This is a genomic window from Geodermatophilus sp. SYSU D00703 (assembly GCF_054050155.1).
In genome coordinates, this window is record NZ_JBJGYU010000012.1 from 17,732 (window position 1) to 31,594 (window position 13,863).

13 protein-coding genes and 1 pseudogene are annotated in these 13,863 nt (G+C 74.7%); 10 read left to right on the top strand and 4 right to left on the bottom strand.

Going from position 1 to position 13,863, the window contains the following annotated elements; translation table 11 throughout:
• Nucleotides 1–25: 25 nt before the first annotated feature.
• The gene (locus tag ACI782_RS13405; protein WP_456909927.1) at nucleotides 26–1,324 is read left to right on the top strand and encodes an amidohydrolase family protein; all 1,299 of its coding nucleotides are present in this window, start codon (nucleotides 26–28) and stop codon (nucleotides 1,322–1,324) included.
• A gap of 120 nt (nucleotides 1,325–1,444) precedes the next feature.
• Here ACI782_RS13405 and ACI782_RS13410 read toward each other — a convergent pair whose 3' ends face one another.
• Nucleotides 1,445–2,260 carry an MBL fold metallo-hydrolase gene (locus ACI782_RS13410; RefSeq protein ID WP_456909929.1) on the bottom strand — a complete coding sequence of 272 codons (816 nt, stop codon included), beginning with the start codon at nucleotides 2,258–2,260 and terminating at the stop codon, nucleotides 1,445–1,447.
• 151 nt (nucleotides 2,261–2,411) lie between these two features.
• Here ACI782_RS13410 and ACI782_RS13415 point away from each other — a divergent pair, with 151 nt between their 5' ends.
• From ACI782_RS13415 to ACI782_RS13435, 5 genes are all read left to right on the top strand, one after another.
• On the top strand, nucleotides 2,412–3,926 hold the full coding sequence (locus tag ACI782_RS13415) for a TldD/PmbA family protein (RefSeq protein ID WP_456909931.1): 1,515 nt from the start codon (nucleotides 2,412–2,414) through the stop codon (nucleotides 3,924–3,926).
• Nucleotides 3,923–5,314 carry a metallopeptidase TldD-related protein gene (locus tag ACI782_RS13420; protein WP_456909933.1) on the top strand — a complete coding sequence of 464 codons (1,392 nt, stop codon included), beginning with the start codon at nucleotides 3,923–3,925 and terminating at the stop codon, nucleotides 5,312–5,314. The genes ACI782_RS13415 and ACI782_RS13420 overlap by 4 nt, the downstream gene beginning before the upstream one ends.
• Before the next feature lie 358 nt (nucleotides 5,315–5,672).
• Nucleotides 5,673–5,975 carry a hypothetical protein gene (locus ACI782_RS13425; protein WP_456909935.1) on the top strand — a complete coding sequence of 101 codons (303 nt, stop codon included), beginning with the start codon at nucleotides 5,673–5,675 and terminating at the stop codon, nucleotides 5,973–5,975.
• Between the two features lie 76 nt (nucleotides 5,976–6,051).
• Nucleotides 6,052–6,540, top strand: a complete 489-nt coding sequence (locus ACI782_RS13430; RefSeq protein WP_456909936.1) for a hypothetical protein — start codon at nucleotides 6,052–6,054, stop codon at nucleotides 6,538–6,540.
• 257 nt (nucleotides 6,541–6,797) lie between these two features.
• On the top strand, nucleotides 6,798–7,754 hold the full coding sequence (locus ACI782_RS13435; protein WP_456909938.1) for a C40 family peptidase: 957 nt from the start codon (nucleotides 6,798–6,800) through the stop codon (nucleotides 7,752–7,754).
• 103 nt (nucleotides 7,755–7,857) lie between these two features.
• On the opposite strand, the gene ACI782_RS13440 is transcribed toward ACI782_RS13435, so the two are convergent.
• Nucleotides 7,858–8,436 (bottom strand): YdeI/OmpD-associated family protein, encoded by a 579-nt coding sequence (locus tag ACI782_RS13440; RefSeq protein ID WP_456909940.1) that lies wholly within the window; start codon nucleotides 8,434–8,436, stop codon nucleotides 7,858–7,860.
• A 90-nt stretch (nucleotides 8,437–8,526) separates the two neighbouring features.
• Between ACI782_RS13440 and gdhA the strand changes: the two genes are divergently transcribed.
• Nucleotides 8,527–9,876 (top strand): NADP-specific glutamate dehydrogenase, encoded by a 1,350-nt coding sequence (gene gdhA / locus ACI782_RS13445; RefSeq protein WP_456909942.1) that lies wholly within the window; start codon nucleotides 8,527–8,529, stop codon nucleotides 9,874–9,876.
• 61 nt (nucleotides 9,877–9,937) lie between these two features.
• On the opposite strand, the gene ACI782_RS13450 is transcribed toward gdhA, so the two are convergent.
• The gene (locus ACI782_RS13450; protein WP_456909944.1) at nucleotides 9,938–10,972 is read right to left on the bottom strand and encodes a uroporphyrinogen decarboxylase family protein; all 1,035 of its coding nucleotides are present in this window, start codon (nucleotides 10,970–10,972) and stop codon (nucleotides 9,938–9,940) included.
• A 63-nt stretch (nucleotides 10,973–11,035) separates the two neighbouring features.
• Between ACI782_RS13450 and ACI782_RS13455 the strand changes: the two genes are divergently transcribed.
• The gene (locus ACI782_RS13455) at nucleotides 11,036–11,617 is read left to right on the top strand and encodes a gamma carbonic anhydrase family protein (RefSeq protein ID WP_456909946.1); all 582 of its coding nucleotides are present in this window, start codon (nucleotides 11,036–11,038) and stop codon (nucleotides 11,615–11,617) included.
• A 79-nt stretch (nucleotides 11,618–11,696) separates the two neighbouring features.
• Here ACI782_RS13455 and ACI782_RS13460 read toward each other — a convergent pair whose 3' ends face one another.
• The gene (locus ACI782_RS13460) at nucleotides 11,697–12,689 is read right to left on the bottom strand and encodes an ABC transporter substrate-binding protein (RefSeq protein WP_456909948.1); all 993 of its coding nucleotides are present in this window, start codon (nucleotides 12,687–12,689) and stop codon (nucleotides 11,697–11,699) included.
• Between the two features lie 151 nt (nucleotides 12,690–12,840).
• Here ACI782_RS13460 and ACI782_RS13465 point away from each other — a divergent pair.
• A pseudogene (locus tag ACI782_RS13465) lies at nucleotides 12,841–13,086 on the top strand (alcohol dehydrogenase catalytic domain-containing protein); the annotation flags it as partial.
• 142 nt (nucleotides 13,087–13,228) lie between these two features.
• Nucleotides 13,229–13,789, top strand: a complete 561-nt coding sequence (locus ACI782_RS13470; RefSeq protein ID WP_456909950.1) for a zinc-binding dehydrogenase — start codon at nucleotides 13,229–13,231, stop codon at nucleotides 13,787–13,789.
• The last annotated feature ends 74 nt before the right edge of the window (nucleotides 13,790–13,863 follow it).

A 13,863-nucleotide genomic window follows, 5' to 3' on the forward strand; every position in this document is an offset into this window, starting at 1 on the left:
AGCGACGGGGGTAGGTTCGCCGTCCATGCGGCAGCGCTTCACCGCCAGGGCCGTCGTCGTGGGGGACCGCGCCGGCACCGTCGTCCTCGACGCCGTGGTCGACGTCGAGGACGGCGAGATCGGCTGGGTGGGCCCGGCCGCCGACGCCCCGCCGGCCGGGGACGCCGAGGTCGTCGCCCTCCCCGGGGTGCTGCTGCCGGGGCTGGTGAACACCCACTCGCACGCGCCGATGGTGCTCTTCCGCGGGCAGGCCGAGGGGCTGCCCCTGGCGCGCTGGCTGCGCGAGGTGATCTGGCCGCGGGAGGCGCGGCTGACCCCCGAGGACGTCGAGGTCGCGATGGAGGCGGCGTCGGCGGAGATGCTGCGCGGCGGGGTCACCACCAGCGTGGAGATGTACTTCGAGCCCGAGCGGATCGCCGCCGCCGTCGGCCGCACCGGCGCGCGGGCGGTCGTCGCCACCCCGCTGATCCCGCTGCCGGGGATGCCGCCGCTGGCCGAGCAGCTGGAGGACGCCGTCGCCCTGGCCGCCCGCGCGCCCGCCGAGGGCACGGTGGAGTTCGGTCTCGGCCCGCACGCGGCGTACACGATCCCGCTCCCGGTGCTGCGGGACACCGCGGCCGCCGCCCGCGAGCACGGCCTCCTGCTGCACCTGCACGTGGCCGAGACCGTCGCCGAGGACGCCGACCTGCTGGCTACCCACGGGTTGTCGGTGCCGGCGCTGCTGGCCGCCCACGACGTCCTCGGCGGCCGCGTGCTCGCCGCGCACTGCGTCCACCTCGACGACGGCGACCTGGAGCTGTGGCGCGAGTACGACGTCGCGGTCGCCCACTGCCCGGCCAGCAACGCAAAGCTGGCCAGCGGCCTCGCGCCGGTGCGGGCGATGCTCGACCGCGGCGTCCGGGTGGGGCTGGGCACCGACGGGGCGGCGTCCAACGACGGGCTGGACCTGCTCGCCGACGTCCGGCTGGCCGCGCAGCTGGCCCGGCTGCGGGAGCACTCCGCGACGGCGCTGACCGCCGCCGAGGCGTTCTGGCTGGCCACCGGCGCCGCCGCCGACGCCATCGGCCGGCCCGACCTCGGGCAGCTCGCGCCCGGCCGCCGCGCGGACCTGGTGCACGTCGACACCGGGGACCTGCTGTTCGAGCCGGTGCTCAGCCCGCCCGACGTGCTCACCCACCTGGTGTGGTCCGGCGCCTCCCGGCTGGTGCGCGACACGTGGGTGGGCGGTCGGCAGGTGGTGCGCGACGGCGTCTGCACGACCGTGGACGCCAAGGAGCTGCGCGCGGACGTCGCCGCCCGCGCCGCCCGCCTCGCCGCCCGGTAGCGGGTGGGCCGGTCGCGGGGGCCCGAAGGGTCTCCCGACCGGGACACGGGCAGCGGCTCAGCTCGGGGCGGGGACGGCACCTGGCCGCGGTGCGATCCGGAGGATCGCGGTGTCACGGTGTCACGGCCGGAGGCTGATCGTCTCGCCGCGCACCACGGGCCGCAGCTCGCCCGGCGCCCGCCGCGCGGCGACCTCGCGGACGAAGTCCCCCAGCGGCGAGCCGAACCGGTCGTAGTCGTCGTAGTGGATCGGCACGGTGACCGGCGGCTTCAGCAGCTCGACCAGGTCGGCGCCCTGGCGGCCGTCCATGGTGACGGTGACGCCGAGCGCCCTGGTGCCGCCGAGGTGGGGGATGAGCACGTCGAGCGGGCCGCAGCGCTGCAGCACCTCGCCGAGCCACGGGCGGTAGACCGTGTCGCCGCTGATGTACCCGCGCCACGACACCTCACCGTCCCGCACCAGCTCGAGCACGCTGCCCATCACCGGCGGGAGCAGCTTGCCGACCGGACCCGGGCCGTGGACCCCGGGGACGGAGGTGATCCGCAGCGTCTCGCCGTCCCGGGGGTACTCGTGCCGCTGCCAGGGCCGTAGGTCGAGGGTCTCCCGGAAGCCGCGGCGCTCGAGGGCCTTGGCCGCCGCCTGGGTGGTGACCACCGGCGTGCCCCGGTCGAGGGTGCGGGTGGCGATGCGGTCCCAGTGGTCGGCGTGGAGGTGCGACAGCAGGATCGCGTCCAGCCGGGGCAGCTGGGTGGGCTGCAGCGCCGGCTCGGTCAGCCGCTTGGTCCACAGCCCCTTGCCGAGGTAGGCCCGCTGCCCGCGGTGGAGGAAGTTCGGGTCGGTGAGCAGGGTGAACCCGCCGATCCGCAGCAGCGTGGTGGCGTTCCCGCCGAAGGTCAGGGTGACGTCATCGGCTCGGGGCGGCGGGGGAGGGGACATGGGCCTCGACTACCCCTGGCCCGCTCGGTCGACGCCGCTGCCCCACCGGCGAGTTCCCGTGATCTCGTACGCGGGGAGCCAGATCACCGTGCGAAATCGCGCGATCTCGACAGGCGGGGAGGCGCCGGAGGTCGGCTGGTAGACAGGGCGGGTGGCTGCCTCCCGTGACGTGGACGCGTCCTTCCTCGCCCTCCCGCTCTCCGCGCTGACCGACGCGGCGCTCACCCGCGCCGTCGACCTCGGCTGCGAGCACGCCGACCTGCGTGTGGAGCGCATCCGCACCCAGTCGATCAGCCTGCGCGACGCCCGGCTGGAGTCGCTGGCCGACGGCGAGGACCTCGGCCTGGCCGTGCGCGTGGTCCACGAGGGCACCTGGGGCTTCGCCGCGGGCGTCGTCCTGACCGCCGCGGAGGCCGTCCGGCTGGCGGAGGAGGCCGTCGACGTGGCGAGGGTGTCCGCCGCGGTGGCCAGCGACCGCGTGGAGCTCGCCCCGGAGTCGGTGTACCCCGACGCCGTCTACGTCTCCGACTACGCCGTCGACCCGTTCGAGGTGCCGGACGCCGAGAAGACCGGACTGCTCACCGAGTTCTCCGAGCGGCTGCTGGCGGCCGACGGCGTCGAGCACGTGCAGACCGGCTGCACGGCGGTGAAAGAGCAGAAGTACTACGCCGACACCGCGGGCACCCGCACCCGGCAGCAGCGGGTCCGCGTCCACGCGGACCTCACCGCGCTCACGGTCGATCGGACCACCGGTGCGTTCGAGAGCATGCGCACGCTCGCGCCGCCGGTCGGGCGGGGCTGGGAGTACCTCACCGGCACCGGCTGGGACTGGCGCGGCGAGCTCGCCGAGATCCCCGAGCTGCTGCGGGAGAAGACCAAGGCGCCGTCGGTGCAGGCCGGCCGCTACGACCTGGTCGTCGACCCGTCGAACCTGTGGCTGACCATCCACGAGTCGATCGGCCACGCCACCGAGCTCGACCGCGCCCTGGGCTACGAGGCCGCCTACGCCGGGACGTCGTTCGCCACCGTCGACCAGCTGGGCTCGCTGCAGTACGGCTCGCCGGTCATGAACGTCACCGGCGACCGCACCGCCCGCCACGGGCTGTCCACGATCGGCTGGGACGACGAGGGCGTCGCCGGCCAGCAGTGGGACATCGTCCGGGACGGCGTGCTGGTCGGCTACCAGGTCGACCGCAACACGGCCCGCCTGGGGAGCATGCCCAGGTCCAACGGCTGCGCCTTCGCCGACTCGCCCCAGCACGTGCCGATCCAGCGGATGGCCAACGTCTCGCTGCAGCCGGCGCCCGACGGTCCCTCGACCGAGGAGGTCATCGCCGGGGTGGAGCGGGGCATCTACGTCGTCGGCGACAAGAGCTGGTCGATCGACATGCAGCGGTACAACTTCCAGTTCACCGGCCAGCGCTTCTACCGGATCGAGAACGGGAAGCTCGCCGGTCAGCTCCGGGACGTGGCCTACCAGGCGACGACGACGGACTTCTGGGGCGCGATGGCCGTCGTCGGCGGCCCGCAGACCCACGTGCTCGGCGGCGCGCTCAACTGCGGCAAGGGCCAGCCCGGCCAGGTCGCGCCGGTCAGCCACGGCTGCCCGGTGGCCCTGTTCGAGAACGTGAACATCCTGAACACCGTGCAGGAGGCCGGGCGATGACCAGCTGGGTGCGTCCGCAGGACGTGGTCGAGAAGGCGCTGGCCGCCTCCACCGCCGACGGGCAGGTGGCCTTCGTGGTGGAGAGCTCGCAGGCCAACCTCCGCTGGGCGGGCAACAGCCTGACCACCAACGGGTCGATGCGGTCGCGCCAGGTCGTCGTCGTCTCGTTCGTCGACGGTGGCACCGGGATGGCGGCCGGCACCGTGGCACGCACCGGCAACCCGGACGTCGAGGAGCTCGTCGCCGCCAGCGAGCAGGCGGCCCGCGACGCCGGCCCGGCCGAGGACGCGGTGCCGCTGGTCACCGAGACGCCGCCCGGCGCCGGGAACTGGGACGCCGACCCCGCCGAGACCTCGATCGGGGTCTTCGCCGACTTCGCCCCCGCGCTCGGCCAGGCCTTCGGCGAGGCCCGAGGCCGGGAGGAGCTGCTGTTCGGCTACGCCGAGCACGCCATGGCCACCACCTACCTGGGCACCTCGACCGGGCTGCGGCTGCGGCACGACCAGCCCAGCGGCCGCGTCGAGCTCAACGGCAAGAGCGCGGACATGAGCCGCTCGGTCTGGGCCGGCGCCGGCACCCGCGACTTCGCCGACGTCTCGGTGGAGGCGCTGGCGGCGGAGGTGGAGCGCAAGCTGGGCTGGTCGCGGCGCCGGGTGGAGCTGCCCGCCGGGCGGTACGAGACGCTGCTCCCGCCGTCCGCGGTCAGCGACCTGATGATCTACGCCTACTGGACGATGGAGTCACGGGACGCCGACGAGGGCCGCAACGTCTACGCCAGGGCCGGCGGCGGCAACCGGATCGGGGAGCGCCTCGCGGCGCTGCCGCTGACGCTGCGCAGCGACCCGTTCGAGCCGGGCCTGGAGACGTGCCCGTTCCAGGTGGTCAGCGGCTCCTCCGGCGCCGCCTCGGTCTTCGACAACGGCATGGCCACACCCGCGGTGGACTGGATCCGGGACGGTGTCCTGACCAACCTGATCCGCCCGCGGGCGTGGGCGCTGAAGACGACGGCCCCGGCCACCGCCGCGGTGGACAACCTGGTCCTGGAGGTCCCCGAGGCGACCGCGAGCCAGGAGGAGATGGTGGCCGGCACCGAGCGCGGGCTGCTGCTCACCACGCTCTGGTACATCCGCGAGGTCGACCCGCAGACGCTGCTGCTGACGGGCCTGACCCGCGACGGCGTCTTCCTCGTCGAGGGCGGGGAGGTGACCGGCGCGGTGAACAACTTCCGGTTCAACGAGTCCCCGGTCGACCTGCTCGCGCGGATCACCCAGGCCGGCCGCACGGAACGCACGCTGCCACGGGAGTGGAACGACTGGTTCACCCGCGCGGCCATGCCGACGGTGCGGGTGCCGGACTTCAACATGAGCAGCGTCTCGCCCGCCAGCTGACACCGCCGGCTGACGCCGCCGGGAGCATCGGAGCGAGCGCCCGCGAGCGAGGAGCGGACCGGGGGCGGAGGCGGCGTAGTGGACACCGCCGGCTGACACCGGAGGGCCCGCGCTCGCCCCTCACGAGCGCGACGCGCCGAGGGGACGCGACCGTCGGTGGCGGTGTGCCAACCGATTCGTCACATCGTTGTCATTTGCCTCCCGTGACGCTCCGCTTGTGCCCCCATACCGTGGGTGCAGCGACGGAGAGCGTCCATCACTACCCCGTCGCGGATCCAACGAAACGTGGCCCGAGCGGAGCGCTCGCCCGGCCGCACGCGGAACCCGCGCACGCGCGGGGCAGGTGAGGGGGAGTCCGATGACCAGGGGTCAGAAGCCGTCGGTGTTCCAGGTCGGCCAGGTCTGGGACGACGGGAGCACGGTCGTCGTCTCCGGCTGGGGCCTGGGCCTGTGCGCCGCCGCGTGCACCTGTCACCGCCACCCCAGCGCCGGGCACCTCGCCATCGACGAGGACCACGCCGAGGGCCTGCTCGGACTGGTGAGCTACCGCGAGGGTGGCTGCGACTGCTGCGAGCCCTGGACCGCGGACGAGCTCGGCGCGATCCTCCGCGACCTCGAGATGGTCTCCGGCCTCGACGCCCAGAAACCCCTGGCTGGCTGAGACCGGTCCGCCGCCGCGGGACCCTGCCGGGTGCCGCGTGGTTGCCCGGGGCCGGACCCCGGGTAGGGCTCGGCCCATGCTGGGACGAGCTGCCCTCCGCGGCGCCCTCGCCGGACTGGCCGGCACCGCGGCCATGACCCTCGGCACGAAGGTCGAGCAGTCGGTCACCCACCGGCCGGACTCCTACGTGCCCGCGCGCACGCTCACCGCGCTCACCACCCGCCACCGGCTCCCCGGGTCCGCCCGCCCGCCGGTGCGCAACCACCTCATGCACTGGGGGACCGGCGCCCTCGTCGGGGCGCTGCGCGGCGTGTGGTCGGCCAGCGGCCTGCGCGGCTGGCGCGCCTCGGCCTGGCACACCTCCGTCCGGCTGGCCACCGACCAGACCCTCGAGAACGCCACCGGCGTCGGCTCGCCGCCGTGGACCTGGTCCCGCCGCGACCGGGTCGTCGACGTCGGCGCCAAGGCCCTCTACGCGTTCGTCACCGGCGCGGTCGCCGACCGGCTCGTCCCCCTGGCGCCGGACCGGACGCCGTCCGGGTCGGCCCCGCCGGGCCGGCGGTAGCCCCGGGGTACGACGCGACCGGGGCTCCCGCGATACAGCAGAGCCCGCTGTGACCGCTGTGACCGCTGAGGCGTCCCGGCGCCCCCGACGCCCGCGCGCCGCCCCCTACGAGCCGCGAACGCCTCCTTACCGTGCGTACCGGCGCGCACGAACACCGCCCACTTCCCGGGGCGGGGCGCGCGGCGAGAGGGGGCCGGATGCGGCGCGACCGGACGACGAGGCGACGCTGGCTCGGCGCCACCCTCGCGCTGCCTGCCGTGGGACTCGTCCTGCTGGTCCCGGCTCCCGCGGGCGCCGCGCCGTCTACCACCGCCGAGGCCGCGCGGCTGGTGGCCGAGGCCGGCCAGCAGCTCAGCGAGATCGACGAGCAGGTGCACCAGGCCGAGGTGACCGTGGCCGAGCAGCAGCAGGCCGCGCAGGACGCCGCTGCCCGTGCCGCGAAGGCCCAGGCCGCCCTGTCCGCCTACGAGCCGCAGCTGCGCGCCATCGCGCAGAGCGCCGGCACCAGCCAGTCCCGGATGGCGGCCTTCCTCACCGGCGACTCGGCCGACGACGTCGTCCAGCAGATGACCACGCTGGACCTCCTCGCGAGCCACACCGAGGGACTCATCTCCGAGGTCGCCGCCGCCCAGGACGCCGCCGAGGAGGCCGAGGCGGACGCGGACGCCGCGGCCGCCCAGGCCACGGCCGCGCTCGAGGAGCTCGAGCGCCAGCAGGCCGAGGTGCAGACCCAGGTCGACGCCTACGAGGCCGACTTCAACCGGCTCACCGCCGCCGAGCAGGCCGCCGTCACCACGGCGCTGGCCGGCCCGTCGCTGGACGCGCCGTCGACCGCGGCGGTGGTGGCCGCGGCGCCGAGCGACCAGGTCGCCGCGGTGCTCGAGGCGGCCCTCGCGCAGGTCGGCGACGCCTACGTCTGGGGCGGGACCGGCCCCGACGGGTTCGACTGCTCCGGCCTGACCAGCTACGCCTACCGGGCCGCCGGGGTCTCCCTGCCGCACTCCAGCCGCGCCCAGTCCGGCATGGGGACGGCCGTCTCGCGCAGCCAGCTGCAGCCCGGTGACCTGGTCTTCTTCGGCTCGCCGGTCTACCACGTGGGCATCTACGTCGGCGGCGGCAAGATGGTCCACGCGCGCACCTTCGGCCAGCCGGTCGCGGTCACCGGCGTCGACATGGGCGGTTACGCCGGCGCCCGCCGCGTCCTCGGCCAGTAGGGCCGGCGGCCTCCTGCAGGGAGAAGGACCCCGTCCTCCCCACCCTCGCAAGCTCGGGGCGGTGCCCTGGACGGGGCCGTGGTGGGGGCAGGAGGGTCCTCCCTCAGTGGGGCCGGCGGCCCTCGGCGAGCATCCGGACCAGGTTCGTGATCCGCCGGGCCCGGGTCTCCGGCGTCGCGGCCGTGGCGACCCGGTGCAGGACGGCGTACCGGTTGGTGCCGTCCAGCGCGGCGAACGCCGCCCGGGCGGGGGGCTCGGCGTCCAGCGCGGCGGCCAGGTCGTCGGGCACCGTGGCGGTGGCCGGGCCCGCGTAGGCCCGCTCCCAGCGCCCGTCGGCCTTCGCCGCCGCCACCGCCGCCAGGCCCGCGGGCCGCATGCGGCCGGCCGCGGTGAGCGCCTCGACGGCCGCGACGTTCTTCTGCGACCAGATGCTGCGCGGCCGCCGCGGCGTGATCCGCTGCAGGTAGGACGTCTCGTCGAGCCGCTGCGCCTTCCCGTCGATCCAGCCGAAGCACAGGCAGCTCTCCACGAGCTCCGCGTAGGTCACCGACGGCACCCCGGCGCCCTTCTTCGCCAGCTGCACGTAGAGCCCCGGGGCGGTGGCGTGCTCGGCCTCCAGCCACTCCTCCAGCGCCGCCTGGTCGGGGAAGGGCAGCACCGGCAGGTCGGTCGGCAGGGGCACGACGGCGATCCTGGCGACCCCCCGCCCCGCCGTCCAGCGCTCGACGCGCTCCTGCGTACCGTGCGCTGGGCACGACCGGAGGGAGACGGGATGAGCGGCGAGGTCCCTGCGACGGTGCAGGGCATCTACGGCGAGGTGCTGCGGCGCAACCGCGGTGAGACGGAGTTCCTGCAGGCGGTGCGCGAGGTCCTGGACTCTCTGGCCGTCGTGCTGGACCGGCACGGCGAGTACACCGAGATGAAGACGGTCCAGCGCATCTGCGAGCCCGAGCGGCAGGTCATCTTCCGCGTGCCGTGGCAGGACGACCGCGGCGAGGTGCACATCAACCGAGGCTTCCGGGTCGAGTTCAACTCCGCGCTGGGCCCCTACAAGGGCGGGCTGCGCTTCCACCCGTCGGTGAACCTGGGCATCGTCAAGTTCCTCGGCTTCGAGCAGGTGTTCAAGAACGCGCTGACCGGTATGCCGATCGGTGGCGGCAAGGGTGGCTCGGACTTCGACCCCAAGGGCCGGTCGGACGCCGAGGTCATGCGGTTCTGCCAGTCGTTCATGACCGAGCTCTACCGGCACCTGGGCGAGTACACCGACGTGCCGGCCGGCGACATCGGCGTCGGCGCCCGCGAGATCGGCTACCTGTTCGGCCAGTACAAGCGGATCACCAACCGCTACGAGTCCGGTGTCATCACCGGCAAGGGGCTCGGGTGGGGCGGCGCGCTGGTGCGGACCGAGGCCACCGGCTACGGCGCAGCGTTCTTCGCCGCGGCGATGATGGAGGCAGCCGGGGAGTCCTTCGACGGCAAGCAGGTCAGCATCAGCGGCTCGGGCAACGTCGCCGTCTACGGCGTCGAGAAGGTGCACCAGCTCGGCGGCACCGTCGTCGCGTGCTCGGACTCCAGCGGCCACGTCGTCGACGAGAAGGGCATCGACCTCGACGTCCTCAAGCAGGTCAAGGAGGTCGAGCGGGGCCGGATCGCCGACTATGCCGACCGGGTCTCGTCGGCGTCCTTCGTGCCTGACGGCAGCATCTGGGACGTCCCCTGCGACGTCGCGATCCCGAGCGCGACGCAGAACGAGCTGGACGGCGACGCAGCCGGGGTCCTGGCCCGCAACGGCTGCCGGTACGTCGTCGAGGGCGCCAACATGCCCGCGACCCCGGAGGCCGTGCGGGTGTTCCGGGACGCCGGTGTCGCCTTCGCCCCCGGCAAGGCCGCCAACGCCGGTGGGGTGGCGACCTCGGCGCTGGAGATGCAGCAGAACGCCTCCCGCGACCGCTGGACCTTCGAGCACACCGAGGCGCGGCTGGAGGAGATCATGCGGGACATCCACGCCCGCTGTTCCGCCACCGCCGAGGAGTACGGGTCCCCCGGCGACCTGGTGCTCGGCGCCAACGTGGCGGGCTTCCTGGAGGTGGCCGAGGCCGTCCACGCCCACGGCCTGGTCTGAGAGGACCCCCTCGCCCCCGCCGTCCGGGCCGCCGGAGTCCGCCGGTCCGGACGGCGCGGGCTCAGACCTCCGCGCGCAGCGCCTCGGCGGCCAGGGCGAGGGAGCGCATCTTGCCCGCGGCCGAGGCGCGCGGCAGGTACTTGAGGCCGCAGTCGCTGGTGAGCACCAGCCGTGAGACGTCGACGTCGTCCAGGGCGCGGCGGACCCGGTCGGCGACGACCTCGGGGGTCTCCACCTCCGGCGTGGACAGGTCCAGGACGCCGAGGGCGATGCCCTTGCCGCGCAGCGGGCGCAGCTGGGCCGGGTCGAGGTGCGACTGGGCGGTCTCCACCGAGACGGTGTCGACCGGGGTGTCGGCCAGCTCCGGCAGGAACGAGTAGCCCTCGGGCCGCTCGGAGACCATGGCGGCGTAGCCGAAGCACAGGTGCAGGTGCACCGGTCCGGGCGCGCCCTCGACGGCCCTCGTGACCGCCTCCGCTCCGTACTGCCGGGCGACCTCGGGCCGCGCCTGCAGCCACGGCTCGTCGATCTGCACGATGTCGGCGCCGGCGGCGAACAGGTCGGCGATCTCGGCTCGGACGACGTCGGCGTAGGCCAGCGCGAGGGCGCGGTCGTCGGCGTAGTGGTCGTTCTGCGCCTGCTGGGCCATCGTGAACGGCCCCGGCACGGTGATCTTGACCGTCCGGTCGGTGTGCGCGCGCAGGAAGCGGACGTCGGCGGTCTGCACGGGCTCGCGGCGGGCGACGTCCCCGACCACCCGCGGCACCGGGATCTGCTTGCCGGAGCGGTTGCTCACGCTGCCCGGGGTGTCGAGGTCGAGTCCCTCCAGCGCGGTGGCGAAGTGGTTCGAGTAGGACTCCCGGCGGATCTCCCCGTCGGTGAGGACGTCCAGCCCGGCCTCCTCCTGCGCGCGGATCGCCAGCAGCGTGGCGTCGTCCTGCGCTTCCGCGAGGAACTCCGGGGCCACCCGCCACAGCTCCTTCGCGCGCACCCGTGGCGGGAACTGGTGGGCCAGCCGGTCGCGGTCGATGAGCCAGTCGGGCTGGGGGAGGCTCCCCACGATCGAGGTGGGCAGCAGCGGCAGGCACGCGGGCATGCCGCCGAGTCTGCCGTGCGCCGCACCGGTGCGCCCGGGCCCCTCCTGTGCTGTGCTGGCGCCGTGGCCGAGAACTACATCGCGCAACTGGAGTTCGGCTCCCCCAAGATCGACGACGACGCGTTCGTCGCCCCGACGGCGGTGGTGGTCGGGGCGGTCAGCATGGGGCCGCGGTCGAGCATCTGGTACGGCTCGGTCGCCCGGGCCGACCACGAGGTCATCGAGATCGGCGAGGGGTCCAACGTGCAGGACGGCAGCATCCTGCACTCCGATCCCGGCTTCCCCCTGGTCATCGGGCGCGGGGTGACCGTCGGCCACCGGGTGGTGCTGCACGGCGCGCGGGTGGAGGACGACGTCCTGGTCGGCATGGGCAGCGTCGTGATGAACGGCGCGCACATCGGCGCGGGGTCGATCGTCGCCGCGGGCGCGGTCGTCACCCAGGGCACAGAGGTGCCGCCGGGCTCGCTCGTCGCGGGCATCCCGGCAAAGGTCATCCGGCAGACCGACGACGACGACCTCGCCCACATCCGCGGCAACGCGGCCAGCTACACCGAGCGGCTGCCCGCCGCGCGCCGGGTGCGGCCGGTGGTCCGCCGTCCGCTGCCGCCCGCTGGGGCTGTGCCTGGCGACGACTTCGCCGACTGAACGAGGCCCCCTGCCCCCACCACTCGCGGGCTCGTGGCGAGGACCTCGCAGGGGGTCGTCCCGTTCCGTCGGAGCCGCGTCAGGCGGTGGGGTGCTCCACGGCTGTGGCCGGGTCGCCGTCGGCGGCCTGGGCCAGGGCCGGCACGACCTGGTCCAGCAGGTAGGGGAGCGAGAGCGGGCTGCCGAAGCCGAGCGCGGCGGACACGTCGCCGGAGTAGCTGCCGAGCAGGACCGTGCGGCCCTGGGTCACCACGTCGAGGGCGGAGAACAGCGCGTCCGCGTCGGCGTCCGCCTGGTCGTATCCGTTCACCGCGAGCACGTCCGCCTCCAGCAGGTCCAGCCGCTCCCGGCTGACGTCGGTGCTGGTGTCGGGGACGGTGAAGCCGAGGTCGGAGAAGAACTGGGTGCGCAGGTCGTCCGTGCCGAGCAGGTAGTGGCCCGAGCCGACGCCCGTGAGGTCCACGGCGAGCGAGCTGCCTGCGAACGCGAAGTTCTCGTCGATCGCCTGCTCGAACCGGCCCTCGACGTCGTCGACGAGCTGCTGTGCCTCGTCCTCGCGGCCGAGCGCCCGGCCGGTGAGGAGGGTCTGCTCCTGCCACGGGGTGGCACCGTCGGCGTACTCGTCGGTCTGCGCGAGCGTCGGCGCGATGCCGGACAGCTGGTCGTACACCGCCTGGTCCATGAAGGAGTACACGCCCACGATGAGGTCGGGCTCGAGGGCCGCGACGGCCTCGAGGTCGATCTCCTCACCCCCGACGGTCGGGATGTCCTCCGCCGGCAGCAGGTCCTCCGCCCAGGGGCGGGTCGTGGCGTCGTAGTCCCCCAGGAGTTCGCGCTCACCGACGGGGGTCACGCCCAGGGCCAGCACGAAGTCCTGGTCGTTGAAGCCGACGGTGACCACCCGCTGCGGCTCCTCCGGGATCTCCGTGGTGCCGAACCTGTTCTCGATCGTGACCGGGAAGGCGCTGCCCGCCTCGGGGGCCGCCCCCTGGCCGGTGTCCGGGGCGGAGCCACAGGCGACCAGGGCCAGGGCGGGGACGAGGGCGAGCGGCAGGAGCCGGCGTGTCAGCATCGGGGCAGGTTAGCCTTGCCTAATCCGGTCCGACAGAGGGGGTCGCCCGCTCGTGCGGGAGGCTGCCCCGGTGCGCGCACTGGTGTTCGACGAGTTCGGCGGCCCGCTGACCGTGCGGGAGGTGGCCCCGCCCGACCCCGCACCCGACGGCGTGGTCGTACGGGTCGGCGCCAGCGGCATCTGCCGCAGTGACTGGCACGCGTGGCAGGGGCACGACCCGGACGTCGCCCTGCCGCACGTGCCGGGGCACGAGCTGGCCGGCATGGTGGCCGCGGTCGGCGTGGGCGTGCGCCGGTGGCGGGTGGGGGACCGGGTGACCGTGCCGTTCGTCAACGCCTGCGGCCGCTGCCCGCAGTGCGCGGCCGGGGACCACCAGGTCTGTCCGCACCAGACCCAGCCCGGCTTCACCCACCGGGGGTCGCTCGCGGAGTACGTCGCCCTGGACGCCGCCGACGTCAACCTGGTCGGCCATCCCCGCGGAGCTGGACGACGCGACCGCGGCGAGCCTGGGGTGCCGGTACGCCACCGCCTTCCGCGCGGTGGTGCAGGTCGCCGCGGTCCGAACCGGGGAGTGGGTGGCGGTGCACGGCTGCGGCGGCGTGGGCCTCTCCGCCGTCCAGGTCGCCGCCGGCGCAGGAGCCCGCGTGGTCGCCGTCGACGTCTCCCCGGCGGCGCTGGAGCTGGCCCGCCGGCTGGGCGCCGAGCACACGGTGGACGGCGCCGGGGACGTCGCGGACGCCGTCGCGGACCTGACCGGCGGCGGGGCGCACGTCTCCCTCGACGCGCTCGGCGCCGCGGTCACCTGCGAGAACTCCGTGCGGTGCCTGCGCCCGCGCGGCCGCCACGTGCAGGTCGGGCTGCTGCCACCGGCGCAGGGACGCCCGGCGGTGCCGATGGACCGGGTGATCGCCCTGGAGCTGCAGGTTCTCGGCAGCCACGGCATGGCCGCGCACGCCTATCCCGAGCTGCTGGGCCTCATCGCGGCAGGCCGGCTGGACCCGCGGGGGCTGGTGACCCGTGAGCTGGGCCTCGACGACGCGGGAGTAGCGCTGGCCGACGTCGGCCGCAGCCCCGGCATCGCCGTCGTCACGCGCTTCTAGAAGGACCCCCTGCCCCCACCACTCGCAGGCTCGCGGCGGACCCTGCAGGGAGCCGCCTGCCCCCACCACTCGCA

Bases quoted from the DNA above. Each gene is read 5' to 3' on its own strand.
- ACI782_RS13425 (WP_456909935.1), top strand. From the start codon at position 5,673: ATGACCAGGGGTCAGAAGCCGTCGGTGTTCCAGGTCGGCCAGGTCTGG.
- gdhA (WP_456909942.1), top strand. From the start codon at position 8,527: ATGAGCGGCGAGGTCCCTGCGACGGTGCAGGGCATCTACGGCGAGGTG.
- ACI782_RS13420 (WP_456909933.1), top strand. From the start codon at position 3,923: ATGACCAGCTGGGTGCGTCCGCAGGACGTGGTCGAGAAGGCGCTGGCC.
- ACI782_RS13430 (WP_456909936.1), top strand. From the start codon at position 6,052: ATGCTGGGACGAGCTGCCCTCCGCGGCGCCCTCGCCGGACTGGCCGGC.
- ACI782_RS13460 (WP_456909948.1), bottom strand. From the start codon at position 12,689: ATGCTGACACGCCGGCTCCTGCCGCTCGCCCTCGTCCCCGCCCTGGCC.
- ACI782_RS13405 (WP_456909927.1), top strand. From the start codon at position 26: ATGCGGCAGCGCTTCACCGCCAGGGCCGTCGTCGTGGGGGACCGCGCC.
- ACI782_RS13450 (WP_456909944.1), bottom strand. From the start codon at position 10,972: ATGCCCGCGTGCCTGCCGCTGCTGCCCACCTCGATCGTGGGGAGCCTC.
- ACI782_RS13410 (WP_456909929.1), bottom strand. From the start codon at position 2,260: ATGTCCCCTCCCCCGCCGCCCCGAGCCGATGACGTCACCCTGACCTTC.